Annotated in this window: 20 protein-coding genes; 5 read left to right on the forward strand and 15 right to left on the reverse strand. The window is 71.4% G+C overall.

The window, feature by feature from the left end; all coding sequences use genetic code 11:
- Nucleotides 1-283 precede the first annotated feature (283 nt).
- The 15 genes from ACFU99_RS05655 to ACFU99_RS05725 form a co-directional block, all read right to left on the reverse strand.
- A complete protein-coding gene (locus tag ACFU99_RS05655) occupies nt 284-1,087 on the reverse strand; it encodes a TIGR03936 family radical SAM-associated protein (RefSeq protein WP_384386292.1) in 804 nt (267 codons plus the stop codon).
- Between the two features lie 194 nt (nt 1,088-1,281).
- Nucleotides 1,282-1,710 (reverse strand): GNAT family N-acetyltransferase, encoded by a 429-nt coding sequence (locus tag ACFU99_RS05660; protein ID WP_384386245.1) that lies wholly within the window; start codon nt 1,708-1,710, stop codon nt 1,282-1,284.
- A 146-nt stretch (nt 1,711-1,856) separates the two neighbouring features.
- Nucleotides 1,857-2,288 (reverse strand): PIN domain nuclease, encoded by a 432-nt coding sequence (locus ACFU99_RS05665; RefSeq protein ID WP_384386247.1) that lies wholly within the window; start codon nt 2,286-2,288, stop codon nt 1,857-1,859.
- The gene (locus ACFU99_RS05670; protein ID WP_384386250.1) at nt 2,258-2,506 is read right to left on the reverse strand and encodes a type II toxin-antitoxin system VapB family antitoxin; all 249 of its coding nucleotides are present in this window, start codon (nt 2,504-2,506) and stop codon (nt 2,258-2,260) included. The genes ACFU99_RS05665 and ACFU99_RS05670 overlap by 31 nt, the downstream gene beginning before the upstream one ends.
- 165 nt (nt 2,507-2,671) lie before the next feature.
- A complete protein-coding gene (locus ACFU99_RS05675) occupies nt 2,672-4,597 on the reverse strand; it encodes a TIGR03960 family B12-binding radical SAM protein (RefSeq protein ID WP_384386253.1) in 1,926 nt (641 codons plus the stop codon).
- 109 nt (nt 4,598-4,706) lie between these two features.
- Entirely contained in the window at nt 4,707-6,371 is a 1,665-nt protein-coding gene (locus tag ACFU99_RS05680; protein ID WP_384386255.1) for a CHAD domain-containing protein, read from the reverse strand.
- A gap of 60 nt (nt 6,372-6,431) precedes the next feature.
- On the reverse strand, nt 6,432-7,631 hold the full coding sequence (rodA, locus tag ACFU99_RS05685; RefSeq protein ID WP_384386258.1) for a rod shape-determining protein RodA: 1,200 nt from the start codon (nt 7,629-7,631) through the stop codon (nt 6,432-6,434).
- Nucleotides 7,628-9,733: a penicillin-binding protein 2 gene (mrdA, locus tag ACFU99_RS05690; RefSeq protein ID WP_384386261.1), complete on the reverse strand. Its 2,106-nt coding sequence runs from the start codon at nt 9,731-9,733 to the stop codon at nt 7,628-7,630. Before mrdA ends, rodA begins: the two co-directional genes overlap by 4 nt.
- 70 nt (nt 9,734-9,803) lie before the next feature.
- Complete coding sequence (gene mreD, locus ACFU99_RS05695; protein ID WP_384386263.1) at nt 9,804-10,490, reverse strand: rod shape-determining protein MreD; 687 nt, start codon at nt 10,488-10,490, stop codon at nt 9,804-9,806.
- A 3-nt stretch (nt 10,491-10,493) separates the two neighbouring features.
- A complete protein-coding gene (mreC, locus tag ACFU99_RS05700) occupies nt 10,494-11,423 on the reverse strand; it encodes a rod shape-determining protein MreC (protein WP_384386266.1) in 930 nt (309 codons plus the stop codon).
- A gap of 227 nt (nt 11,424-11,650) precedes the next feature.
- Nucleotides 11,651-12,670, reverse strand: coding sequence for a rod shape-determining protein (locus tag ACFU99_RS05705; protein ID WP_030890125.1), 1,020 nt, complete (start codon nt 12,668-12,670; stop codon nt 11,651-11,653).
- A 285-nt stretch (nt 12,671-12,955) separates the two neighbouring features.
- Nucleotides 12,956-13,369, reverse strand: coding sequence for a nucleoside-diphosphate kinase (gene ndk, locus ACFU99_RS05710; RefSeq protein WP_384386268.1), 414 nt, complete (start codon nt 13,367-13,369; stop codon nt 12,956-12,958).
- 133 nt (nt 13,370-13,502) lie between these two features.
- Nucleotides 13,503-13,844 carry a DUF4233 domain-containing protein gene (locus ACFU99_RS05715; RefSeq protein ID WP_384386271.1) on the reverse strand — a complete coding sequence of 114 codons (342 nt, stop codon included), beginning with the start codon at nt 13,842-13,844 and terminating at the stop codon, nt 13,503-13,505.
- Between the two features lie 5 nt (nt 13,845-13,849).
- The gene (locus tag ACFU99_RS05720; RefSeq protein WP_384386274.1) at nt 13,850-15,415 is read right to left on the reverse strand and encodes a bifunctional folylpolyglutamate synthase/dihydrofolate synthase; all 1,566 of its coding nucleotides are present in this window, start codon (nt 15,413-15,415) and stop codon (nt 13,850-13,852) included.
- Between the two features lie 37 nt (nt 15,416-15,452).
- Nucleotides 15,453-16,907, reverse strand: coding sequence for a peptidoglycan D,D-transpeptidase FtsI family protein (locus ACFU99_RS05725; RefSeq protein WP_384386277.1), 1,455 nt, complete (start codon nt 16,905-16,907; stop codon nt 15,453-15,455).
- A gap of 109 nt (nt 16,908-17,016) precedes the next feature.
- Here ACFU99_RS05725 and ACFU99_RS05730 point away from each other — a divergent pair, with 109 nt between their 5' ends.
- The 5 genes from ACFU99_RS05730 (at nt 17,017) to ACFU99_RS05750 (ending at nt 22,933) form a co-directional block, all read left to right on the forward strand.
- On the forward strand, nt 17,017-18,144 hold the full coding sequence (locus ACFU99_RS05730) for a sensor histidine kinase (RefSeq protein WP_384386279.1): 1,128 nt from the start codon (nt 17,017-17,019) through the stop codon (nt 18,142-18,144).
- Nucleotides 18,141-18,866, forward strand: coding sequence for a response regulator transcription factor (locus ACFU99_RS05735; protein ID WP_384386282.1), 726 nt, complete (start codon nt 18,141-18,143; stop codon nt 18,864-18,866). Before ACFU99_RS05730 ends, ACFU99_RS05735 begins: the two co-directional genes overlap by 4 nt.
- Before the next feature lie 151 nt (nt 18,867-19,017).
- Nucleotides 19,018-20,208 (forward strand): non-hydrolyzing UDP-N-acetylglucosamine 2-epimerase, encoded by a 1,191-nt coding sequence (wecB, locus tag ACFU99_RS05740; protein ID WP_384386284.1) that lies wholly within the window; start codon nt 19,018-19,020, stop codon nt 20,206-20,208.
- 13 nt (nt 20,209-20,221) lie between these two features.
- Nucleotides 20,222-21,595 carry a glycosyltransferase gene (locus ACFU99_RS05745; RefSeq protein WP_384386287.1) on the forward strand — a complete coding sequence of 458 codons (1,374 nt, stop codon included), beginning with the start codon at nt 20,222-20,224 and terminating at the stop codon, nt 21,593-21,595.
- 126 nt (nt 21,596-21,721) lie between these two features.
- Nucleotides 21,722-22,933 carry a hypothetical protein gene (locus tag ACFU99_RS05750; protein WP_384386290.1) on the forward strand — a complete coding sequence of 404 codons (1,212 nt, stop codon included), beginning with the start codon at nt 21,722-21,724 and terminating at the stop codon, nt 22,931-22,933.
- Nucleotides 22,934-22,941: the final 8 nt, after the last annotated feature.

Consider the following 22,941-nt stretch of genomic DNA (forward strand, 5'->3'; position numbering starts at 1 on the left):
CGTCTGTGTTGTCCCCGGCGGCGCTGTAGCGCGCCGCCTCATTGGGTTCGATCGGCTCGAACATGCGGGCGGTTCTCCCGTCACGCTCCCGGGCGCCGCGTCTGTGTCCGGTCTGCGGCCCGCGTGATGTGCGCGGTTCCGCCTCCGGGGCGCGGGCGCCGCACGGGAGCTGTCGTCTCGCTCGCCGGGTCCGAGTTGTAGGCACCGGCGAAAGTCTCCTGGTCAGTGCGCCTGCCGGACCCGGGTGGCTCCCTGGTGGATCGGCGGCGCGTCGACGGCCGTCCTACGCGGAACCTTCCCCGGCCTTCGGCGGGGAGTCCCCGGCCGTCGCCTTCGCGGCACTCAGCCCGGCGGCCGTGGGTGGGGCGGCCGTGGCAGCGTCGCGGTCGGGCGCGAGCGGGTCGGTCACCGTGCCGGACTCCTCATCGAGCAGCCCCTGCGCCAGCCTGGTCACCGCTGCGGGGACCGGCGGCGCCAGGTCGGCCGTGGCGCGGAGACCGGACAGGACGTCGTCGGGTCGAACGGCAGGTGTCAAATGCCGAACAACCAGCCGCAGTATCGCACAGGCAGTGAGGTCGGGCCTATCGACCGGGGCCGCGAGCGCTTCGAGGCGGACGACGGCGGCACGCGCGTCGAAGGTCCGCAACCCGTTTTTCGTACGGCGCTCGACCTCCACGGTCTCCGCCGCCAGAAAGGCCGCGACGGCGCGTTCGGCGTCCTCGGCCCGTACGCCGTCGAGCCGCAGCTCCCATACGGAAGCCTCCAGCCGGTCGGCGAAGGAAGAGGTGTGCGCCTCCACCGCGTCGGTGATGTCGAGCCCGGCGGGCATCGACTCGTCCAGCAGTACGCGGAGCTTCTCGGGGTCGCGCGCGGCGGTGAGCTGGATCTCCAGGTACTCGGCCTCGCTGCCCGTACCGGTGGGGGCGGCGTTCGCGTACGACACCTTGGGGTGCGGGGTGAATCCCGCCGAGTACGCCATGGGCACCTCGGCGCGGCGCAGCGCCCGCTCGAAGGCGCGCTGGAAGTCACGGTGGCTGGTGAACCGGAGGCGGCCGCGCTTGGTGTAGCGCAGGCGGATGCGCTGCACCGCGGGTGCGGGCGGCGGGCCTTCGGGCTGTCGCTTGCCCAGTGTCACTTCTCCTTGGTGCGGGGGCGCTACTGGACGCCGTCCCGGATGGCGCACGTTCGAGCGCCGTCCTGTCCGGATGTCGCGCCCGGACGTTGCTCCAAGGGTACGTGCCCCACGCCGCGCCGCTCCCCGGCGGTCCCCCGGCCACCCGGTCACCCGGACGTGGCGATCCAGTACCGCAGCTTGCCCCCGCGCTCGTCCTCCAGCTCGCCGCCGCACGCCTCGATCACCCGGCGGGAGGCGATGTTGCCGACGTCACAGGTGACGAGTACCGGATCGATGCCGAGCGAGTGCGAGACGGGCAGCGAGGCCCGCAACATTCCGGTGGCGTGCCCGCGGCGACGCGCGGAGGGCCGTACGCCGTAGCCGATGTGCCCGCCGAGTTCGAGCAGCTCGGGAGTGAGCCGATGCCGCACCGAGAGCCGCCCGAGGTACTCGTCCCCCTCGACATACCAGAGCGTCGTCACGGCCGACCATCCCTGGGACTCCCCCGCCATACCGTCCGCCAGCATCCGTATATACCCGGCGAACACCTCGGGGTCGTCCCACCTCCCGTGATACTCCTGAATCTCCCGGGCCATGGTCGACTTCCGCGCCGTACTTCCGTACCCCTGGGCACGGAACTCGTCCATAGCGGCGAGAAAGGAGGCGTGAACGCGAGTTGTGGGTGCGATGAGCTGTGGCATCGGCCCAGTGTGCACCGCCCCCCGCAAGCTCCCCATAAAGATCAGTCGACGCCCCCGGGCTCCGCGACCCACTGGGTCCTGAGCCCCGTGTGCTCGGCGATGGTCTCGAAGTCACGGTCGTAGTGCAGCAGCGTGAGCCGATGGTGCAGGGCCGTCACGGCGACGAGCAGATCGACCACGCCGGCGGACCGGTGGCACCCCGCACGAGCCAACCCCCTCTGTAGCTCGTGCACCCGCGCCCAGGCGTCGCCCGGAACTCCGCACCGCGTGTAAAGAGCCCCGAAACTCTCGTGCATCCGCTCGTACTGTTCGACGGACCGAGCCGAAACGAGCAATTCCGCTTCGGTCGACGCGCACATGCCGATGCGCCCTTGCCGCAGAACGGGCTCCCATTTCTCCACGGACCCCGCTTTATGAATACGCCCGGCAGCCGACGCATCGATCAGAAAGCAATCCGCTCCGTAACTTCCCACGCTCCCCCGACCTCCCCCTTGAACCCAGGTTCGCGCGCCAAGTCGAAAGCGCCTTCCTCATCCAGGGCGACCAAATCGGCCAACGCCCGCTGCCGCCGAAGCCGCGCCCCTATTTCCGCGAGCGCCGCGTTGACCGTGTCCTTCTTCGTCTTCGTCCCCATCGCCTCGGCCGCCAGCGCCAGCGCCTCGTCATCAATATCGATCATGGTCTTGGACATAGGGACCGCCCTCTCAAAGGTTTTGCTGCGGCGAGGTGCGCCTACATATAAAGAATAGCGAGCCCCCATGAATGCAGAAACATTTCCTCGCCCCAAACGGAAATACGACCCCTGCCATTCAAGCTATAGGCAGGGGTCGTACGGGTGAGCGCGCTCAGCGAACCGTCACTTCAACACCGTCAGCGGCAGCAGCTTCTTGCCCGTCGGGCCAATCTGGATCTCCGTGTCCATCTGGGGGCACACCCCACAATCGAAGCAAGGAGTCCACCGGCAGTCCTCGACCTCCGTCTCGTCGAGGGCGTCCTGCCAGTCCTCCCAGAGCCAGTCCTTGTCCAGGCCCGAGTCGAGGTGGTCCCAGGGGAGGACCTCCTCGTAGGTGCGCTCGCGGGTGGTGTACCAGGCGACGTCCACGCCGTACTCGGGGAGCGTCTTCTCGGCGGCGATCATCCAGCGGTCGTAGCTGAAGTGCTCGCGCCAGCCGTCGAAGCGGCCGCCGCCCTCGTAGACCGCGCGGATGACGGAGCCGATGCGGCGGTCGCCGCGGGAGAGGAGGCCCTCGACGATGCCGGGCTTGCCGTCGTGGTAGCGGAAGCCGATGGAGCGGCCGTACTTCTTGTCGCCGCGGATCTTGTCGCGGAGTTTCTGGAGGCGGGCGTCCGTCTCCTCGGCGGAGAGCTGCGGGGCCCACTGGAACGGGGTGTGCGGCTTGGGCACGAAGCCGCCGATGGAGACCGTGCAGCGGATGTCGTTCTGGCCCGAGACCTTGCGGCCCTCGGCGATGACGTTGACGGCCATGTCGCCGATCTGGAGGACGTCGTCGTCCGTCTCCGTGGGCAGGCCGCACATGAAGTACAGCTTCACCTGGCGCCAGCCGTTGCCGTACGCCGTCGAGACGGTCCGGATCAGGTCCTCCTCCGAGACCATCTTGTTGATGACCTTGCGGATGCGCTCCGAGCCGCCCTCGGGCGCGAACGTCAGCCCGGAGCGGCGGCCGTTGCGCGTCAGCTCGTTGGCGAGGTCGATGTTGAAGGCGTCGACGCGGGTGGACGGCAGCGAAAGGCCGACCTTGTCGTCGGTGTACCGGTCCGCGAGCCCCTTGGCGATCTCGCCGATCTCCGTGTGGTCCGCCGAGGACAGCGACAGCAGGCCGACCTCCTCGAAGCCCGTCGCCTTGAGTCCCTTGTCCACCATGTCGCCGATGCCGGTGATCGACCGCTCCCGCACCGGGCGCGTGATCATGCCCGCCTGGCAGAAACGGCAGCCCCTGGTGCAGCCGCGGAAGATCTCCACCGACATGCGCTCGTGCACCGTCTCCGCCAGCGGCACCAGCGGCTGCTTCGGGTACGGCCACTCGTCCAGGTCCATGACCGTGTGCTTGGACACCCGCCACGGCACGCCCGAACGGTTCGGCACGACACGCGCGATCCGGCCGTCGGCCAGGTACTCGACGTCGTAGAAGCGCGGTACGTACACACTGCCCGTCCGCGCGAGGCGCAGCAGCACCTCGTCCCGCCCGCCGGGGCGGCCCTCCGCCTTCCAGTCCCGGATGATGTCGGTGATCTCCAGGACCGCCTGCTCGCCGTCGCCGACGACCGCGCAGTCGATGAAGTCCGCGATCGGCTCCGGGTTGAACGCGGCGTGGCCGCCGGCCAGCACGATGGGGTGGTCGACCGTACGGTCCTTGGACTCCATCGGGATGCCCGCGAGGTCCAGCGCCGTGAGCATGTTGGTGTAGCCGAGCTCCGTGGAGAAGGACAGCCCGAACACGTCGAACGCCCCGACCGGGCGGTGCGCGTCCACCGTGAACTGCGGGACCTCGTGCTCGCGCATCAGCTCCTCAAGGTCCGGCCAGACGCTGTACGTGCGCTCGGCCAGGACGTCCGGGCGCTCGTTGAGCACCTCGTAGAGGATCATGACGCCCTGGTTGGGCAGCCCCACCTCGTACGCGTCGGGATACATGAGCGCCCAGCGGACCGCGCAGGCGTCCCAGTCCTTGACGGTGGAGTTCAGCTCACCGCCGACGTACTGAATGGGCTTCTGCACATGCGGGAGCAGAGCTTCGAGCTGTGGGAAGACCGAATCGACAGACATCGAGAACTTTCCTGAGCTGACTACTGGTGGGCGACTCTCTAGCCTAACGCGCCTGAAGCGGCCCGCCCCACGCCGTTCGGTCGATCCCGGGACGCCCGGATTCGTCCGTTCACCGCGCGAAGCCCGCCCTCGGCTCATTCGCGCCCGACGCCATCGCCGCTGCCTCCTCCTCCGTGAGCCAACGGCGCACCCGCGGCGCGGCCGGCGGCTCCTCGCCCTTGAGGGCCGCGATCCGGTCCGGCATCAGCCGCGTCCCGTTGCGCATCAGCCCCTCCTCGCAGTCCGCCGCCGCCCGCTCCTGGCGCCCGTACAGCACCCCGTACGTGAACGCGCTCTCCCCCGCCTCCTGCGCGTGCGCCGCCAGTTCCCGCAGGGCCTCGCGCGCCATGACGCTGTCCTGGTGCTCGCCCAGCAGGCTCTGGAGCGCCTTGGCGTGCGCGGTGACGCGCTCGGCCGGTTCGCCGAGCGCGGGCGCGGCCAGCTCCGCCGCGTACCGCGTGCGCTTCGCCGACTTGCGGGCCTCGTGCATGGCGATGTCGCGCCGGGGGCCCGGCTCCTCCTCCAGCGCCGCGGAGATCTGTCCGCCGAGGCGCTCGTAGTCCCGCAGTACGGCCGCCGCCAGCGCGTCCTCGGGGCGCTTCGGGCGCAGCGGCGGATCGGCGACGAGCGCGTCGAGGGTGTCCAGGAGCGTCAGATAGCGCTCGCCGTCGAGCACGGCGAGCAGCCGGCGCCGCGAACCGTGGCGGCGGGCGCGGGACCAGGTGCGCAGCCGGGCGCGGACCGGGCCCGTGCACAGTTCGCCCGGCAGCCTGCCGAGGGCGGCCGTCAGCCGTTCGGTGAGCACCTCGCGGTCGCGGTCGATGCCGAGTTCGCCCGCGAGCCAGCGCAGTTCGGCGCCGACGGGGTCGGTGGCCGCGCGGTCGAGGACCTTCCCGTACGAGCGCAGCGCGCTGCGGGTGCGCCGGGTCGCCACCCGCATCTGGTGGACGGAGTCGGGCTGGTCGCGGCGTACGGCCGGGTCCATCTGGACGATGGCGTCCGCCTGCCGCCGTACGTACGCCAGCACGTGGTCGACGGCGGTACGCGCGACCGGGGGCGGAGGCGGGTCCGGCGGCTTCTCCTGGAGGGGCGACGGCAAAGGGCCCGTCTCGCCGTCCTTCGCCCCCTCCGGTTCCGTCTCCCGCAGCCCCCGCGCCAGCTTCGAATCGTCCGCCGCGGGCCGCAGCCCGGCCTTGGTGAGCTTCTTCTCCACGGCGTCGAGGAGTGCCTCGTCGCCCCGCTCGGCCAGCTCCACCTCGATCTCGGACCACCGCGCGGTCCGCTCCCCGCTCCCGGCGTCGAGCCGACGCGCCATGACGGAGTCGACGGCGACCTCCGCGAGGCGCCGGCCCTCGCCGTCCAGCAGCCGGTGGACGCCGCGGCGCGTGCGCAGCCGCAGGAGCGGTACGAGCGCGGCGGTGCGTACCCGCGAGCGTACGAGCGCGGCGAGCGCGCCCGGCACGGCGTCGGCGAGCGGGGCGCGGACCTCGTCGCGTACGCCCGGGGAGACGGGAAGTTTGAGGTGCCAGCCCGCGTCGTCGCCGCCGGTGCGCCGCCGCAGGGTGATGCCGGCGGCGGCCAGGCGGCGGTCCGCGGTGTCGTAGTAGACGGCGTCGAGTTCGACGACGCCGTCGTCCGCCACGGTCTTGACCCGGCTCACCCCGGTCAGCGAGGGCAGCCGGGCCGTACCGGCCGCTTCGTACTTCCGCTCGTACTCGCGCACGGTGTCCGCCATGGCCCGGAATGTAGTCGCGGGCCGGGCGTCTGGGCAGTACCCGCGCGGGGCACGGCCGAGTCAGGCCGAGAGCGGTCGTTGCACCTTGATCGACTGGAGTAGCCCTATGGCGATCCAGGCGGCGAACATCGACGATCCGCCGTAGGAGACGAAGGGCAGCGGCAGCCCGGTGACGGGCATGATGCCGAGCGTCATGCCGATGTTCTCGAAGGCCTGGAAGGCGAACCAGGCGATGATCCCGGCGGCGACGACGGTGCCGTACAGCTCGGTGGTCTCGCGGGCGATGCGGCAGGCGCGCCACAGGACGACGCCGAGCAGCACGATGATCAGGCCCGCTCCTATGAAGCCGAGTTCCTCGCCCGCGACGGAGTAGATGAAGTCGGTCTGCTGCTCGGGGACGAACTGGCCGGTGGTCTGGGAGCCGTGGAAGAGGCCGGAGCCGGTGAGGCGGCCGGAGCCGATGGCGATCCGGGCCTGGTTGGTGTTGTAGCCGACGCCGGCCGGGTCGAGGGCGGGGTTGGCGAAGGCCGCGAAGCGGTTGATCTGGTACTCGTCGAGGACACCGAGCTGCCAGATCAGGACGCAGCCCCCGATCCCCGCGCCGATCAGTCCGACGATCCAGCGGTTGGAGGCGCCGGAGGCGAGCAGCGCGGCGAGGACGATCACGACGAGCACCATGACCGAGCCGAGATCCGGCATCAGCAGGATGATCAGGATCGGCAGCGCGGCGAGGCCGAGGGCCTGGAGGACGGTGCGGTGGTCGGGGTAGGGGCGGTCGCCCGCGTCGACCTTGGCGGCCAGCAGCATGGCCATGCCGAGGGTGATGGTGATCTTGATGAACTCGGAGGGCTGGACGGAGAAGCCCGCGGGGAGCTGGATCCAGGAGCGCGCGCCGTTGATGGTGGCGCCCAGCGGGGTGAGGACGGCGGCGGTGAGGAGCACCGAGACGCCGTACAGGATGGGGACGGCGCCGCGCAGGGTGCGGTGGCCGAGCCAGATGGTGCCGACGGCGAGGGCGATCCCTATGCCGATGTTGAGGGCGTTGCGGAGCAGGAAGTAGTACGGGTCGCCGTGGTTGAGCTCGGTGCGGCCGCGGGTGGCGGAGTAGACGAGCAGGGTGCTCATCGCGGACAGCGCGAAGGCGGCCAGCAGCATGAACCAGTCGAGACGGCGCACGATGGAGTCGCGGGCGAGGAGCTTGCGCCAGGCGGAGCGCTCGGGCGCGTAGCGGCTGATGGAGAAGCCGTGGGTGGTGGTCACCGCTGCCGCCTCCCGATGGCCTGGGCCTCGATGGAGCCGTCGCTCTCGATCTTGGGAAGCTTGGCCTCGGGGCGCGGCAGGAGCGCCTTCTTCCCGTCGATGTGGCCCTTGTCGTCGACTCCGTAGAGCGCGTCGTAGATCTTGCGCACGGCGGGCCCGGAGGCGCCGGAGCCGGTGCCGCCCTGGGAGATGGTCATGACGACCGTGTAGTCCTTGGTGTACGTCGTGAACCAGGAGGTGGTCTGCTTGCCGTAGACCTCCGCGGTACCGGTCTTGGCGTGCATCGGGATCTGCTTCTGCGGCCAGCCCTGGAACCGCCAGGCGGCGCTGCCGCGGGTGGCGACGCCCGCGAGCGCGGAGTCGAGCTGGTCGCGGGTGTCGCCCTTGAAGGGCAGCTTGCCGTGGGACTTGGGGGCGATCTCGTCGACGTGCTTGCCGTCGGGGCTGACGACGGCCTTGCCGACGGTGGGGTTGTAGAGGGTGCCGCCGTTGCTGATGGCCGAGTAGATGGTGGCCATCTGGATGGGGGTGACGAGGGTGTCGCCCTGGCCGATGGAGTAGTTGACGGAGTCGCCGGCGCGCATGCGCATGCCGGATTCGCAGTTCTCCTTGGCGATCTTCCCGGCGTAGCTGTCGTCGTCCTTGCCCTGCCGGCACCAGGAGTCCTTGTTGGCCTCCCAGTACTTCTTCTTCCACTGGCGGTCCGGGACCCGGCCGCTGACCTCGTTGGGGAGGTCGACGCCGGTCTCGTTGCCGAGGCCGAACTGGTGGGCGGTCTTGTAGAACCAGTCGTTGGGGTGCTTGGGGTTGTTGCCGCCGTCCTTCTGCCACTGGCGGTAGGCCAGGTCGTAGAAGACGGTGTCGCAGGAGACCTCCAGGGCGCGGCCGAGGTTGATCGGTCCGTACCCCTTGGACTCGAAGTTCTTGAAGACCTGGTTGCCGATGCTGTACGAGCTGGAGCAGTTGTACTTGCCGTCGAAGTCGTATCCGGCGTTGACGGCGGCGGTCGCGGAGATGGCCTTGAAGACCGATCCGGGGGCGGACTGGCCCTGGATGGCGCGGTTGAGCAGCGGGTAGTTGGAGTCCTTGCCGGTGAGCTGCTTGTAGTCCTTGCCGGAGATGCCGCCGACCCAGGCGTTGGGGTCGTAGGTGGGGTTGGAGGCCATGGCGACGACGCGGCCGGTCTTGGCCTCCATCACGACGACGGAGCCCGCGTCGGCCTTGTAGTTGCGGCCGGTGTTCTTGTCGAACTCCTTGCGGGCGTCCTTCATCGCCTGGTCGAGCTCTTTCTCCGCTATGGCCTGGACCCGCGCGTCGATGCTGGTGACGAGGTTGGAGCCGGGCTGCGGCTTGTCGCTCTTGGCCTTGCCGATGACGCGGCCGAGGTTGTCGACCTCGTAGCGGGTGACGCCCGCGGTGCCGCGCAGCACGGCGTCGTACTGCCGCTCCAGCCCGGAGCGGCCGATCTGGTCGGAGCGCAGCAGCGGGGAGCGGGTGTTCTTGGCCTTGGTGATCTCGTCGTCGGTGACGGGCGAGAGGTAGCCGAGCACCTGGGCGGTGTTGGACTTGCCGGGGCCCGCGTAGCGGCGTACGGGCGTGGGCTCGGCGGTGATGCCGGGGAATTCCTCGGCGCGCTCGCGGATCTGGAGGGCCTGCTGGGTGGTGGCCTCGTCGGTGATGGGGATGGGCTGGTAGGGGGAGCCGTTCCAGCAGGGGCGGGGCGTCTTGGCGTCGCAGAGCCGGACCTTGGCGGCGACGTCGTCGGCCTTGAGGCCGAGGACGTCGGCGAGGCGGCCGAGTACGGCCTTGCCGCGGTCCTTCATCCGCATCAGCTGGGTGCGGTCGGCGGTGACGACGAGCCGGGTCTCGTTGTCGGCGAGGGGCACGCCGCGGGCGTCCAGTATCGAGCCGCGGGTGGCGGGGTCGACGACCTGCTGGATGTGGTTGTTGGCGGCTTCGGCGGTGTATTCGTCGCCGTTGCGGATCTGGAGGTACCAGAGGCGGCCGCCGAGGGTCAGCAGGAGGGAGAAGACCAGGATCTGGATGATGATGAGCCGGATGTTGACGCGGGACGTGCGGCCGGTCTCCGGGATGTTGGTCACGCTGCCCCCTCCTGTGGCTGGTCCTGGTCCTGGTCGTGATCCGGGCGGGCGCGCGGCCCGGCGGGCGGCCTCACAGGCGCTTGACCCCCTTGAGCCGGCCCGCCTTGCCCTTCGTCGGCTTGGTGAGCAGCCCGCCGCGCTGGCCGCCGATGCCCGCGCTCTTGCCGAGCTTGCCGCCGCGGCCCGTGCCGTACGAGGTCAGCCAGGTGCTCTCGCTGCCCGCCGAGCCCGATCCGCTCTCGCCGGCGAGCGGGTCGTACTCGGTGCGGCGGGCCAGGGCCATGATCACCGGCACGGTGAAGGGGGCCAGCAGCACGTCGTAGAGGGCGGCGGTGAGCAGGAGGCGGGTGACGCCGACGTGGCGGGAGGCGGAGTCGCCGACGAGGGAGCCGACGCCCGCGTACAGCAGGGTGGAGCCGATGGCGGCGGCGAGGACGACGACGAGCGGTCCGGCGGCGGAGCGGAGCCGGCCGTTGTCGGGCTTGACGAGTCCGGCGAGGTAGCCGATCAGGCAGAGCACGAGGGCGTAGCGGCCGGCGGCGTGGTCGGCGGGCGGCGCGAGGTCGGCGAGCAGTCCGGCGCCGAAGCCGATGAGGCAGCCGGCGACGTGTCCGTAGACGAGGGCGAGGCTGACGACGACGAGCAGCAGCAGGTCGGGGACGGCGCCGGGCAGGTGGAGCCGGGCGAGGACGCAGACCTGGACCACGAGGGCGACGACGACCAGGAGCGTGGCGAGCAGGGTCCGGTTGAGGCGCATCGGTCAGCTCCTGGGGGTGGCGCCCGTGGTGGGTTTGGCGGTGACCGTCACCGTCGGCGTGGGCTTGGGGGTGGACTTCTGCGGCAGCACGGTGTCCCGCGGGTCCTGGCGCGGCGGCTGGACGACGATGCCGACGACGTCGAGCTTGGTGAAGCCGACGAAGGGCCGTACCTGGAGGGTGCGGGTCAGGTCGCCGTGGGAGGGGTCGACGCGGACGACCTCGCCGACCGGGACGCCGGGGACGAAGGGCTTGTCCTTGCTGGAGCCGAAGGTGACGAGGCGGTCGCCCTTCTTCACGGCGGCCTTGCCGTTGAGGAGTTCGACCTTGAGGGCGCCCTCGCCCTGGCCGCCCGCGAAGCCGATCTCGCCGGTCTTCTCCATCCGGGTGCCGACGGTGAACTTGGGGTCGCCGGCGAGCAGCACGGTGGCGGTGGTGGCGGAGACGGTGGTGACGCGGCCGACGAGGCCGTCGCCGTTTATGACGGTCATGTCGCGCCTCAGGCCGTCGTTCGCGCCCGCGTCGATGGTGACGGTCCAGGAGAAGCCCTGGGCCGCTCCTATGGCGATGACCTGGGCGCCCTTGATGCCGTACTGGCCGGCTCCGGCGGTCTTGAGGAGCTTGTCGAGCTCGCGGACCCGGCCGCGGTTGCGGTCGTCGCTGCCGAGCTTCTGCCGCAGGGCGGTGTTCTCGCGCTCCAGTTCGCTGATCCGGCTGTGCCGGCCGCCGGAGTCGCGGACGGCGGCGACGGCGTTGCCGACGGGGTCGACGGCGGCGGCGACGCCCCGTTCGACCGGGCCGAAGGCGGACGCGGCGACGCGGCGGGCGCCGTCGAGCGGGGACTGCTCGCCGCCGCGGATGTCCATCGTGATCAGTGCGAACGCGACGGCGACCAGCAGCACCAGTAGCAGCCGGCTCTCTCGTGTGTCCCTCACGTGCGGCGGCGTGCCCTTCTCGTCGGGCCGGTCGGCTGCGGGCCCGGACCGGTCATCGGGAGCGTTAGGACCTGTCCTGGGGATCAGGGTCGATCAGGGGGCGCGAAGGCCCTCGTGCCTGTACATCAACGACCTGTATATCAACGATCCGGCGCGCGGACGGTCGTCGTCCATGCCGGTGCGCCCCTTCCGGCCGGGGGTCCCGGCGGGAAGGCGGCGCACGGCGGTCATCGGCGGGGCTGGGCGTCCAGCACCTGCTGGAGCGCCTCGAACTCCTCGACGCACTTGCCGGAGCCGAGGGCGACGGAGTCCAGCGGGTCCTCGGCGATGTGGATCGGCATGCCGGTCTCGCGGCGCAGCCGCTCGTCGAGGCCGCGGAGCAGGGCGCCGCCTCCGGTGAGCACGATGCCGCGGTCCATGACGTCGCCGGAGAGCTCCGGCGGGCACTTGTCGAGGGTGGTCTTGACCGCGTCGACGATGGAGTTGACGGGCTCCTCGATGGCCTTGCGGACCTCGGCGGCGGAGATCACCACGGTCTTGGGGAGGCCGGAGACGAGGTCGCGGCCGCGGATCTCGGTGTGCTCGTCCTTGTCGAGGTCGTACGCCGAGCCGATGGTGATCTTGATGCTCTCGGCGGTGCGCTCGCCGAGGAGGAGGCTGTACTCCTTCTTGATGTGCTGGATGATCGCGTTGTCCAGCTCGTCGCCGGCGACGCGGATGGACTGCGCCGTGACGATTCCGCCGAGCGAGATGACGGCGACCTCGGTGGTGCCGCCGCCGATGTCGACGACCATGTTGCCGGTGGCCTCGTGGACCGGCAGGCCGGAGCCGATCGCGGCGGCCATCGGCTCCTCGATGATGTGCACCTGGCGGGCGCCGGCCTGGGTGGACGCCTCGATGACGGCGCGGCGCTCGACGCCGGTGATGCCGGAGGGCACGCAGACCACGACGCGCGGGCGGGCCATCCACCGGCGCTTGTGGATCTTGAGGATGAAGTAGCGGAGCATCCGCTCGGTGATCTCGAAGTCCGCGATCACGCCGTCCTTGAGGGGGCGCACGGCCACGATGTTGCCGGGGGTCCGGCCGATCATCTTCTTGGCCTCGGCGCCGACCGCCAGAATGCCGCCGGTGTTGGTGTTGATGGCGACGACCGACGGCTCGTTGAGGACGATGCCGCGGCCTCTGACGTACACCAGCGTGTTGGCGGTCCCGAGGTCGACAGCCATGTCACGGCCGATGAACGACATGTTGTTCCCCATGAGGATACGTCTGGCCTTCCCAGCTGGAGCGATGCTTACTTGAGGGCGGCAGGTTGCGGTGCGCCACGGGGCGCGGGAGCTTCCATCGTAGTCTCGCCCGCTCGAACGCGGTGCGAGGGTTCCTCCGCCATTGTCAGCGGAATATGAGCCTGCCCCAGTAATGGGGACGCCGTGTCGGGGTGACGGGTTCCCCCGTTCGCCGCGGAAAGGACCGCCGGGCGACCGAAGCGTATCGGTCGCCCCTGGTCAGCAAGGTAAGCAGATGACTTCGCGTCAGACGGCGGCCGGGAAGAAAATCTTGATTTCGCGCTCCGCGGACTCCTCGGAGTCCGAGGCGTGGATGAGGTTCTCCCGGGTGATGGTCCCGAAGTCGCCACGGATGGAGCCGCCCTGAGCCTTGATCGGGTCCGTGGGACCGGCCAGCGTCCGCACCCCTTCGATGACCCGCTCGCCCTCGACGATCAGCGCCGCCACCGGGCCGGAGGACATGAAGGCCAGCAGCGGCTCGTAGAACTCCCGGCCCACGTGCTCGGCGTAGTGCTGCTCAAGGATCGCCCGGTCCAGGGTCCGCAGCTCCAGCGCGCTGATGCTCCAGCCCGCCTTGCGCTCGATACGGCCGATGATCTCGCCGACGAGTCCGCGCGCGACCGCGTCGGGCTTGAGGAGGACGAGGGTGCGCTGGCTCACGGGGTGGGCTCCTTCGGTGCGTACGGCAAGAGTGTTGCGGCAAAAATGTCGCGGCAAGAGTGTTACGGCAAGAGAGTGATCCGAGGCTACAGGGGCGACGGGCCGGGCCGTCACGCAGCGTCAGCCGAGGCCGTCACGCGGCGTCGGCCGAGGCCGCGAACCGGGCCTTCGCCTCGTCCACCTTCCGGCCGAAGTGCACCGACGCCCACCACAGCCCGCCGAAGACCACGCCCAGGATGAACATCATCGGCACCACGAAACCGCTCGCGACCAGCCCGATCTGGAGCAGCCAGCCGAGCTGCACGCCGCCGGGCCGGCTCAGCATCCCGCACAGCAGCACGCTGAGCACCATCGCGGTGCCGCTGACCGCCCAGACCGTGCCCGTCGACAGGTCGCTCGTCTGCATGGCGACCAGCCCGGCGAAGCCGATGACGAAGAATTCACCGATCAGAGTGGACGCACACAACGTACGCATATCAGTCAGCCCCTCCCCAGCAGCATGCGCGCCTCGCCGACCGTGATCACGGACCCGGTCACCAGCACCCCGGCGCCCGAGAACTCGCCCTCCTCCTCGGCCAGCGTGATCGCCGCCTCCAGCGCGTCGTCCAGCCGCGGCTCGACCTGCACCCGCTCCGAGCCGAACACCTCGACCGCGACGGCCGCCAGCTCGTCCGCGTCCAGCGCGCGGTGGCTGGAGTTCCGGGTCACCACGACCTCGGTGAAAATCGGCTCAAAAGCTTCCAGCAGGCCCCGTACGTCCTTGCCCTCGCTCGCGCCGACGACCCCGATCAGCCGGCTGAAGCCGAACGCCTCGGTGACCGCCTCGGCCGCCGCCCGCGCGCCGCCCGGGTTGTGGGCCGCGTCCAGCACCACGGACGGGCTGCTGCGCACGACCTCCAGCCGGCCCGGCGAGACGACCGCGGCGAAGGCCGCGCGGACCACGTCGATGTCGAGCGTGCGGGCGTGCTCCGAGCCGATGCCGAAGAACGCCTCCACGGCCGCCAGCGCCACCGCCGCGTTGTGCGCCTGGTGCGCCCCGTACAGCGGCAGGAAGATCTCCGGGTACTCGCCGCCGAGCCCGCGCAGCGTCAGCAGCTGCCCGCCGACCGCGACCTCGCGGGAGACCACGCCGAACTCCATGCCCTCGCGGGCCACCGTGGCGTCCACCTCGACGGCCCGCTTGAGCAGCACCTGCGCGGCGTCCACGGGCTGCTGCGCGAGGACGACCGTGGCGTCCTTCTTGACGATCCCGGCCTTCTCCGAGGCGATCTCGCCGGGGGTGGAGCCGAGCCGGTCGGTGTGGTCGAGGGAGATGGGGGTGACCACGGCCACCGACCCGTCGATGACGTTGGTCGCATCCCAGGTGCCGCCCATGCCGACCTCGACGACGGCGACGTCGACGGGGGCGTCCGCGAAGGCCGCGTACGCCATGGCGGTGAGCACCTCGAAGAAGGAGAGCCGGAAGCCCTGCCGCTCGTCGGTCATCTGGATGTACGGCTCGATGTCGCGGAACGTCTCGACGAACCGCTCGGGCGCGATCGGCGCGCCGTCCAGGCTGATCCGCTCGGTGACCGACTGGACGTGCGGGCTCGTGTAGCGGCCCGTACGGAGGTCGAAGCCGCCGAGCAGCGCCTCGATCATGCGGGCGGTGCTGGTCTTGCCGTTGGTGCCGGTGATGTGGATCGAGGGGTAGGCGCGCTGCGGCTGCCCCAGGATGTCCATCAGCGCCTCGATGCGCACCAGCGAGGGGTCGAGCTTGGTCTCGCCCCAGCGCCCCGCGAGCTCCGTCTCGACCTCGCGCAGCGCCCGCTCCACCTCGGGGCCGGCCGGGCGGGCGGGCACGCCGTCGCCCTGCGGCGGACCCGACTGGGTGCGCAGGGTCCGGCTGCCCGCCTCGATCACCGCCAGGTCGGGGTCGCGGCCGGTCTCGGCCGCGGCGATCTCGTCGAACTCATCGACCGCTCCGGCCGCGCCGTTGTCGTCGGCGTCGTCGAACCGGTCGGGGCCGTCGCTCTGGGCGTCGTCGTTTCGGGGGCGCTCACTCACGCCGCCCAGTCTACGGAGAACGCGGTGGTGCTGTCGGTCAGTGCAGGGCGGCCCGCATCATGGCCTTCGCCACGGGGGCGGCCTGGCCGTTGCCGGAGACCTCGGCCCGCTCGGCGTCGCTGGACTGGACCATGACGGCGACCGCGACCTGCTTGCCGTGGCTGTCCTGCGCGTACGAGACGAACCAGGCGTACGGCTTGCCGCTGTTGTCCACGCCGTGCTGCGCGGTGCCGGTCTTGCCGCCGACGGTCAGCCCGTCGATCTTCGCGTTGCCGCCGGTGCCCTTCTCGACGACCGTCCGCATCGCGGACTGGAGCTGGCGGGCGGTGTCCGCGGACATCACCCGGCCGTCCTTGTACGTACGGGGCTTCGTGACGTCCAGCGCGCCGGAGCTGCCGTCGGTGGTGCGGTCCACGACGTAGGGGGACATCAGCTTGCCGTCGTTGGCGATGGCGGAGGTGACCATGGCCATCTCCAGCGGGGTGGCGGTGACGTCGAACTGGCCGAAGCCGGAGAGCCCGGTCTGGGCCGCGTTCATCCCCGAGGGGAAGACACTCTTGTAGGCCCGCGTCGGGGTGTCGACCTTGTCGTCGTTGAAGCCGAACTTCTCCGCCTGCTCGCTGAGCTTGTGCTCGCCGAGGTGGACCGCGATGTTCGCGAAGACGGTGTTGCACGAGTACTGGAGGGCCTCGCGGAGAGTGGCGTTCTCGCAGGGGTCCGCGGCGCTCTCGTTGTGCACATAGGTGTGGGTGCCCGGCAGCAGATAGGGGTCGGGCGTCTTGGTCTTCTCGTCGATGGAGGAGTAGAGGCCGTTCTCCAGCGCCGCCGCGGCCACCACCAGCTTGAAGGTCGAACCGGGCGCGAGCGGCTGGCGCAGCGCGCGGTTGACCATCGGCTGCGCGGGGTCCTTCTGGAGCTTCTCCCACGCCTTCTGGTCGGCCGCGGACATGCCCGCGAAGCTCCCCGGGTCGTACGAGGGGGTGCTGGCCATGCCCAGGATCTTCCCGGTCGCGGGGTCGAGGGCGACGGCCGCGCCGGTCTTGCCGCCCAGCGCCTTGTACGCGGCCTTCTGCACGGCCGGGTCGATGGTGGTGATCACGTCACCGGGCTTCGGGGACTCCCGCAGCAGCGCCTGGCCGGGGTTCTTCAGCCGGGGGTCCGAGCCGTCGAGCACGGACTGGTCGAGGCGTTCCAGCTGGGTGGATCCGTATATCTGGGAGGAGTAGCCGGTCACCGGGGCGTAGAGCGGGCCGTCCCGGTAGGTGCGCTTGTACTTGAGGTCTCCGTCGGTGGCGGCCGATCCGGTGACCGGGTCGCCGCCGACGACGATGTCGCCGAGCGGATGCGCGTACTTCGCGATGGACAGCCGCTCGTTATGCGGATTCTCGTCGAGGCTGCCCGCCTTGGCCGCCTGGACCCAGGTGACCCACACCAGCAGACAGAAGACGAGGAACAGGGAGAACACGGCGGTCCGCCGCACTGGCTTGTTCATCGGATGGCGCAACTCCTTCACGTACGGACACCCTGAAAACTCCCTTTCCGGGATCATTGGTTCCTCACGCCCATGAGAGACGGGTGAGAAACAGAGGCGGGTGAGGAACATGGCGCCAGCGGACCGGGACCGGCTCCAGGCGGTCATGGAGGCCCTGCCGGAAGCGGCGGTCTTCCAGGGGCTCGGCAGCGCGGTCGTCGCCGTCAACCAGCGGTTCGTCGACATATTCGGGCTGGCCGGGATCGACACCTCCGCCGGCGCCCCGCTGGAGCCCATCGTCGAGTCCGTGCTCGCCCTGTACGCCGACCCGCCGAACTGGACGGTGGGCGCCGCCATCGCCACCGGCGCGTTCCGCGTGCCACGCTCCGCCGAGATCCCGCTCACCGACGGCCGGACCATCCTGCGCACGGTCGAGCCGCTGCGGCTGCGCGGCCAGCTCCTCGGGTCGCTGTGGACGGCGCGGGACATCACCGAGCACAAGCGCGCCGAGCGCGACCTGGAGCGGGACAACCGGGCGCTGACCGAGCTGGTCCGGCGGCGCAACCGGTTCATGGCGTCCGCCTCGCACGAGCTGCGCACTCCGCTGGCGTCCATCCTCAGCTTCTGCGAGCTGCTGACCGACCCGGCCGCCGGGCGGCTCAGCGCGGACCAGCGGATGTTCCTGGACGCGATCCACCGCAACGCCGAGCGCATACGGGGCGTGATCAGCGATCTGCTGGCGGCCACCACGACGCGCTCGGCCCAGATGGAGCTGGAGTTCGCGGAGGTGCGCGTGGCGCGGATGCTGGAGAACGCCGTGCACGACCGCATGGCCGCGGCGGCGGAGGCGGGCGTCTTCCTCAGCCTGGACTGCGCGGCCGGGCCGCCGGTGCGCGGGGACGAGCACCGGCTCCAGCAGGTGATGGGAAACCTCCTGGAGAACGCCCTGAAGTTCACGCCGCGGGGCGGGAACGTCGCGGTGACGGCTGCGCCCCGGGGCGGGCACTGGGAGATCGAGGTCGCCGACACCGGCATCGGCGTCCCCGAGGGGTTCCGGGACGAGATCTTCCAGGGGTTCGTACGGGCCCCCAACGCCCGCAGCGGCCGCTACCCGGGCACGGGACTCGGCCTCGCGGTGAGCCGCGACACCGTCCAGCTGCACGGCGGGACCATCGGCGTCGCCGACGCGGAGGGCGGCGGCGCGGTCTTCCGGGTCCGGCTGCCGCTGCCCGCGCCCGACGCGCGGGACCCGTCATGACGCGCGTACTCGTCGTCGAGGACGACCCCGATCTCGCGCTCGCGCTGCGGGTGCTGCTCACCCGCTCCGGGTACGAGGTGGTGCACGCCGGCGACGGGCGGGAGGGGCTGCGGCGGCTCTTCGCGGACCGGCCCTCGCTCATGGTGCTCGACATCAATCTGCCGCGGCTCGACGGCTGGGAGGTGCTGGAGCGCACCCGCGACATGGCGGACCTGCCCGTCCTGCTGCTGACGGCGCGCGGCGCGGAGTCGGACCGGGTGCGGGGGCTGCGGGCCGGGGCGGACGACTATCTGCCCAAGCCGTTCGGGAACGAGGAGTTCCTCGCGCGCGTCGAGGCGCTGCTGCGGCGGGCCGGCCCCGCCCAGTGGGCGACGGCCGAGGCCGCCCAGGGGCTGCAACTGGTGCCCGAGCGGCGATCGGCGATCTGGCAGGGGCACGAGGTGCGGCTGAGCGGCATCGAGTACCGGCTGCTCCAGGTGCTGGTGCGCAACCGGGGCCGGGTGGTGACCACCGAGCAGCTGCTGGCGCGGGTGTGGGACGACCCAGAGGGGGTGGGCCCGGAGCGGGTGAAGTTCGCGGTGCTGCGGGTGCGCCGCAAGCTGCGGCAGGCCGCCGGGGGCGAGAGCGCCGACCCGCTGGAGTCCGTACGGGGCATGGGCTACCGCTACCGCGCGCCCGAGGCGGGCCCCGCCGCCCTCGGTGAGGGGGACCCTGGCCCCTGATCCGAAGGCCCCTGATCCGAACGGGCCAAAGGTCCCTCATTTTCGCTTTTCGGACAACAGCAACCAAAGGACAACGGAACGCCACCCGGACGGGCAACCGACGGCCCGCACACTCACGTGCTGTAGCCGCCTGCCAGCTCCTGGAGTCCCTGTGTCCGTCCCCGCGCCCCTCTCCATATCCGCCGTCCTCCCGCCGCGCTCCGTCGCCGTCGTCCTCGGCACCCGCCCCGAGCTCGTGAAGCTCACCGACCTCGTCCGCCTCCTCGGCCCCGCCGCGCACCTCATCCACACGGGCCAGCACTACGACGAGGAGCTCTCCGGCCGCTTCCTCACCGAGCTGGGCCTGCCCGAGCCGACCTTCCTCACCGGCATCGGCGGACGCTCCCGCGCGGTCCAGGTCTCCGCCGCGCTCGCCCAGCTCGACGAGGTCTTCACCGAGCAGCCCCCGCTCGCCGTCGTCGTCCAGGGCGACACCAACGCCGCCCTCTCCGGGGCGCTGGCCGCCAACGCCCGCGGCATCCCGCTCCTGCACGTCGAGGCCGGGCTGCGCAGCCACGACCGGAACATGCCCGAGGAGCACAACCGCGTCGTCATCGACCGCCTCGCCGACGTGCTGTGCGCGGCCACCGCCGAGAACCGCCGCAACCTCCTCGCCGAAGGCGTCGCCGACCACCGGATAGCCGTCACCGGCAACACCGTCGTCGAGGCCGTACGAAGGCAGCTCCCCACCGACGCCGACCGCGCCGACCTGCTCGTACGCCACGGCCTGACCGCCGACGGCTACGTCCTCGCGACCGTCCACCGGCCCGAGAACACCGACTCCCCCGCCGCCCTGCGCGCCCTCCTCACCGAGCTGGCCGCCCTCGCCGAGCGGACCCCCGTCGTGCTGCCGCTGCACCCCCGCACCCGCGCCCGTATCGAGGCCGCCGGGCTGGAGGACCTCCTCGCGTCTCTGACCGTGTGCCGCCCGCTCGGCTACGGCGAGTTCCTGGCCCTCGCCCGGCACGCCGCGCTGCTCGTCTCCGACTCCGGCGGCATCCAGGAGGAGTGCACCGTCCTCGGCCGCCCGCTGATCGTGGTGCGCCGCTCCACCGAGCGCCCCGAGGCCATGGCCGACTTCGCCGACCTCGTCGAGCCCGGCCCGCGCCTCGGCGTCCTCGCCCGCCGCCGCCTCGCCGAGGGCCCGTACGGGCTGCGCCGGCTGGCCGCGCTCCCCAGCCCGTTCGGCGACGGCCGCGCCTCCGAGCGGATCACCGCGCTGCTCGCCGAGATCGCCGAACCCCCCGAGAACGCGACCTCCGCGCCCGAGCCCGCCGCCGCCCCGCTCGCCGCCGCGGCCTGACCCCGGAGCCCCCGTGACGACCCACACCCTGCTGCTCTGCTTCCCCTTCCTCCTGCTGCTGTGCTTCCTCCTGTACTGGGCGGGCGCGCGCTACTCCTATCTGCGCCGGCCCGCCGCCGAGAGCGGTGACGCCACCGCCTTCGACTGGCACTTCTTCGTGCCCTGCCGGGACGAGGAGCCCGTCGTCGGCACCACCGTCGCCCGGCTCCGCGCCGACTTCCCGCGCGCGCACGTCTGGGTCATCGACGACGACAGCGACGACGCCACCGGCACGATCGTCGAAAAGCTCGCCGCCGAGGACACCCAGGTGCACCTCGTACGGCGCCGCCGCCCCGACGCCCGCAAGGGCAAGGGCGCGGCCCTCAACGCCGCGTACGACGAGCTGAACCGCTACCTCGGCGGCTCCGAGGCCGTGCCGCGCGACCGTGTCGTCGTGTGCGTCGTCGACGCCGACGGCCAGCTCGACCCCCACGCCCTCACCCGCGTCAGCGGCCCGTCCGCCCTCGGCGACCCCGACATCGGCGGCGTGCAGGTCAGCGTCCGGATGCGGAACGTCGAGGAGCGCACCCCCCTGCCCGGCCGCGGCCGGGCCCGCAACGCCGCCGCCCGGCTGCTCGTCCGCATGCAGGACATGGAGTTCTCCGTCTCCAACGCGGGCATGCAGCTGCTGCGCACCCGCACCGGCTCCGTCGGCCTCGGCGGCAACGGCCAGTTCACCCGGCTGACCGCCCTCGACCGGATCGCGCAGGCCGAGCGCCGCCCCTGGCAGCAGGGCGCGCTGCTGGAGGACTACGAACTGGGCCTGCACATGATCCTCGGCGGCTACCGCATCACGCACATCGCCGAGACCTGGGTCTCCCAGGAGGGCCTGCCGCTCGCCCGCCGCCACCTCACCCAGCGCACCCGCTGGGCCCAGGGCAACCTCCAGTGCGTGCGCTACGCGCCGCGCATCGTCTCCTCCCGGCACTACGGCGGCCGGGGCGTGCTGGAGACGCTCTACACCTTCTTCCAGCCCGTGGCGCACCTCGCGACGCTGGTGCTCACCGCCGTCATGCTCGCCTTCCTCGGGCTCGCCGCCGCCGACGACGGCGCCGGTACGGTCCTGGGCCGCGTCCTCGCGCTCTGGCCCCTGCTGATCGCGCTGACCGCGCTCTCCGTCCTGCCGTTCGTCCTGTGGGGCCCCGTCTACCGACGGGACCGCGCCCCCGGCCGCTCCCTGCTGGTCTCCCTGGTGTGGGGACTCGCGCTGTGGCTGTACGCGTACCATCTCTTCCCTGCGTCGGCGCGGGCCTTCGTCCGCATGCTGCGGGGCCGCAACGGCTGGGCGAAGACCCGCCGCAACGCGGAGCGGACTCTGACGGGCGGCCCGGTGGCCGTGGAGAGCTGAGCGCCCGCACCCCCGGCCGCACGGCCGGGGGCTCCTGCCCGCCGCGCAACCTTTGAGTCCGCTGTGGCATCTTCTACGGCGGGCTGTGCGCCGGGAGAAGCCCCCGGCGGGAAACGGGAGTTGAGCGTGCCGGCAATCAGTCAGCGGATGCACTTGATGCTGCTCACCGGGTGGGCCGCCCTGTGGTTCGCCGTGGTGGAGCCGAACGGCGGCTTCTCCTGGCACTCTCTGCGGGCCGGCGGCGAGCTGATCTACCAGGGAGCGGCCGGCGGCGGCGACGGCGGGCTGAACCTGTACGCGCACCACCCCGAGCTCCAGATGGGCCCGATCAGCTTCCTGGTGGCCGGACTGTTCAACCCGTTCTCCGAGCACACCGGGCAGTTCCTCGCCGCACTGGTCATGTCGGTGCTCGGCCTGGTCATCGTGGTGCTCGCCGGGCGCAGCGCCGCCACGTACTTCCTCGGCACCGGCACCAACCACCAGCGGCTGCGCCAGCGCGTCCTCATCGCGGGCCTCGCCTTCATCCCCATGTGGATCGAGGTCTCGGTCCGCTTCGGCCACCTCGACGACGTGCTCGCGCTGTTCTTCACCGCGCTGGCCGTACGGTCCATCACCCGCGGCAACGCGATGACCACCGGCATCTTCCTGGCCCTGGCCATGGACTCGAAACCGACCGCGCTGGCCTTCATGCCGCTGCTCCTGGCGCTCCCGAAGGGCCAGTGGCTGAAGGCGGGCATGTGGTGCGCGGGGCTGGTCGCCGTGGCCTGGCTGCCGTTCTTCGTCGTCGACCCGCACTCCTTCGCCGCCGCGAAGTTCGCCATCCCCAACCACCCGGCGTCCGCCCTGCGCTGGCTCGGCGTGGGCGACCCGGAAACCCCCGGCTGGGACCGCCCCGCACAGGCCGCGCTCGGACTCGTACTGGGCTGCATAGCCGTCTGGCGCGGCCGGTGGGCGGCGGTCGTGCTGCTCGGCGCCAACGCCCGTATCGTCCTGGACCCCAGCGTCTACACCTACTACACGGCGTCCGTGCTGCTGGGCACCCTGCTCTGGGACGTCGTCGGCCAGCGCCGCCTGGTCCCCTGGTGGAGCTGGCTGGCCCTGATCACCCTGTACGGCAGCGTCTTCGTCGTCCACGACGACTCGACCAAGGGCCTGATCCGGCTGGCCTTCGTGGCCGCCTCCACCGCGTACGTCCTGCTGTGGCCCGTACGCGAACGCCAACGCCAGCGCCCCGGTCGCCGCGGCCCCCACTTCCCCAGACGGGACGAGGGCCCCGCGGAGGCCGCGTGGAAGGCGGGCCTCACACCGGAGCATCCCCGGAGTGACGGGGCCGGATGAACGTCAGG

The sequence above is a fragment of the Streptomyces sp. NPDC057654 genome (assembly GCF_042800135.1).
Classification (GTDB): domain Bacteria; phylum Actinomycetota; class Actinomycetes; order Streptomycetales; family Streptomycetaceae; genus Streptomyces.

What these genes read in the sequence shown, in the direction of transcription:
- ACFU99_RS05660 (WP_384386245.1), bottom strand. Translation starts at nt 1,710, where the DNA reads ATGGCCCGGGAGATTCAGGAGTATCACGGGAGGTGGGACGACCCCGAG.
- ACFU99_RS05670 (WP_384386250.1), bottom strand. Translation starts at nt 2,506, where the DNA reads ATGTCCAAGACCATGATCGATATTGATGACGAGGCGCTGGCGCTGGCG.
- ACFU99_RS05675 (WP_384386253.1), bottom strand. Translation starts at nt 4,597, where the DNA reads ATGTCTGTCGATTCGGTCTTCCCACAGCTCGAAGCTCTGCTCCCGCAT.
- ACFU99_RS05680 (WP_384386255.1), bottom strand. Translation starts at nt 6,371, where the DNA reads ATGGCGGACACCGTGCGCGAGTACGAGCGGAAGTACGAAGCGGCCGGT.
- mreD (WP_384386263.1), bottom strand. Translation starts at nt 10,490, where the DNA reads ATGCGCCTCAACCGGACCCTGCTCGCCACGCTCCTGGTCGTCGTCGCC.
- ACFU99_RS05705 (WP_030890125.1), bottom strand. Translation starts at nt 12,670, where the DNA reads ATGTCGTTCATCGGCCGTGACATGGCTGTCGACCTCGGGACCGCCAAC.
- ACFU99_RS05715 (WP_384386271.1), bottom strand. Translation starts at nt 13,844, where the DNA reads ATGCGTACGTTGTGTGCGTCCACTCTGATCGGTGAATTCTTCGTCATC.
- ACFU99_RS05725 (WP_384386277.1), bottom strand. Translation starts at nt 16,907, where the DNA reads ATGAACAAGCCAGTGCGGCGGACCGCCGTGTTCTCCCTGTTCCTCGTC.
- ACFU99_RS05730 (WP_384386279.1), top strand. Translation starts at nt 17,017, where the DNA reads ATGGCGCCAGCGGACCGGGACCGGCTCCAGGCGGTCATGGAGGCCCTG.
- ACFU99_RS05735 (WP_384386282.1), top strand. Translation starts at nt 18,141, where the DNA reads ATGACGCGCGTACTCGTCGTCGAGGACGACCCCGATCTCGCGCTCGCG.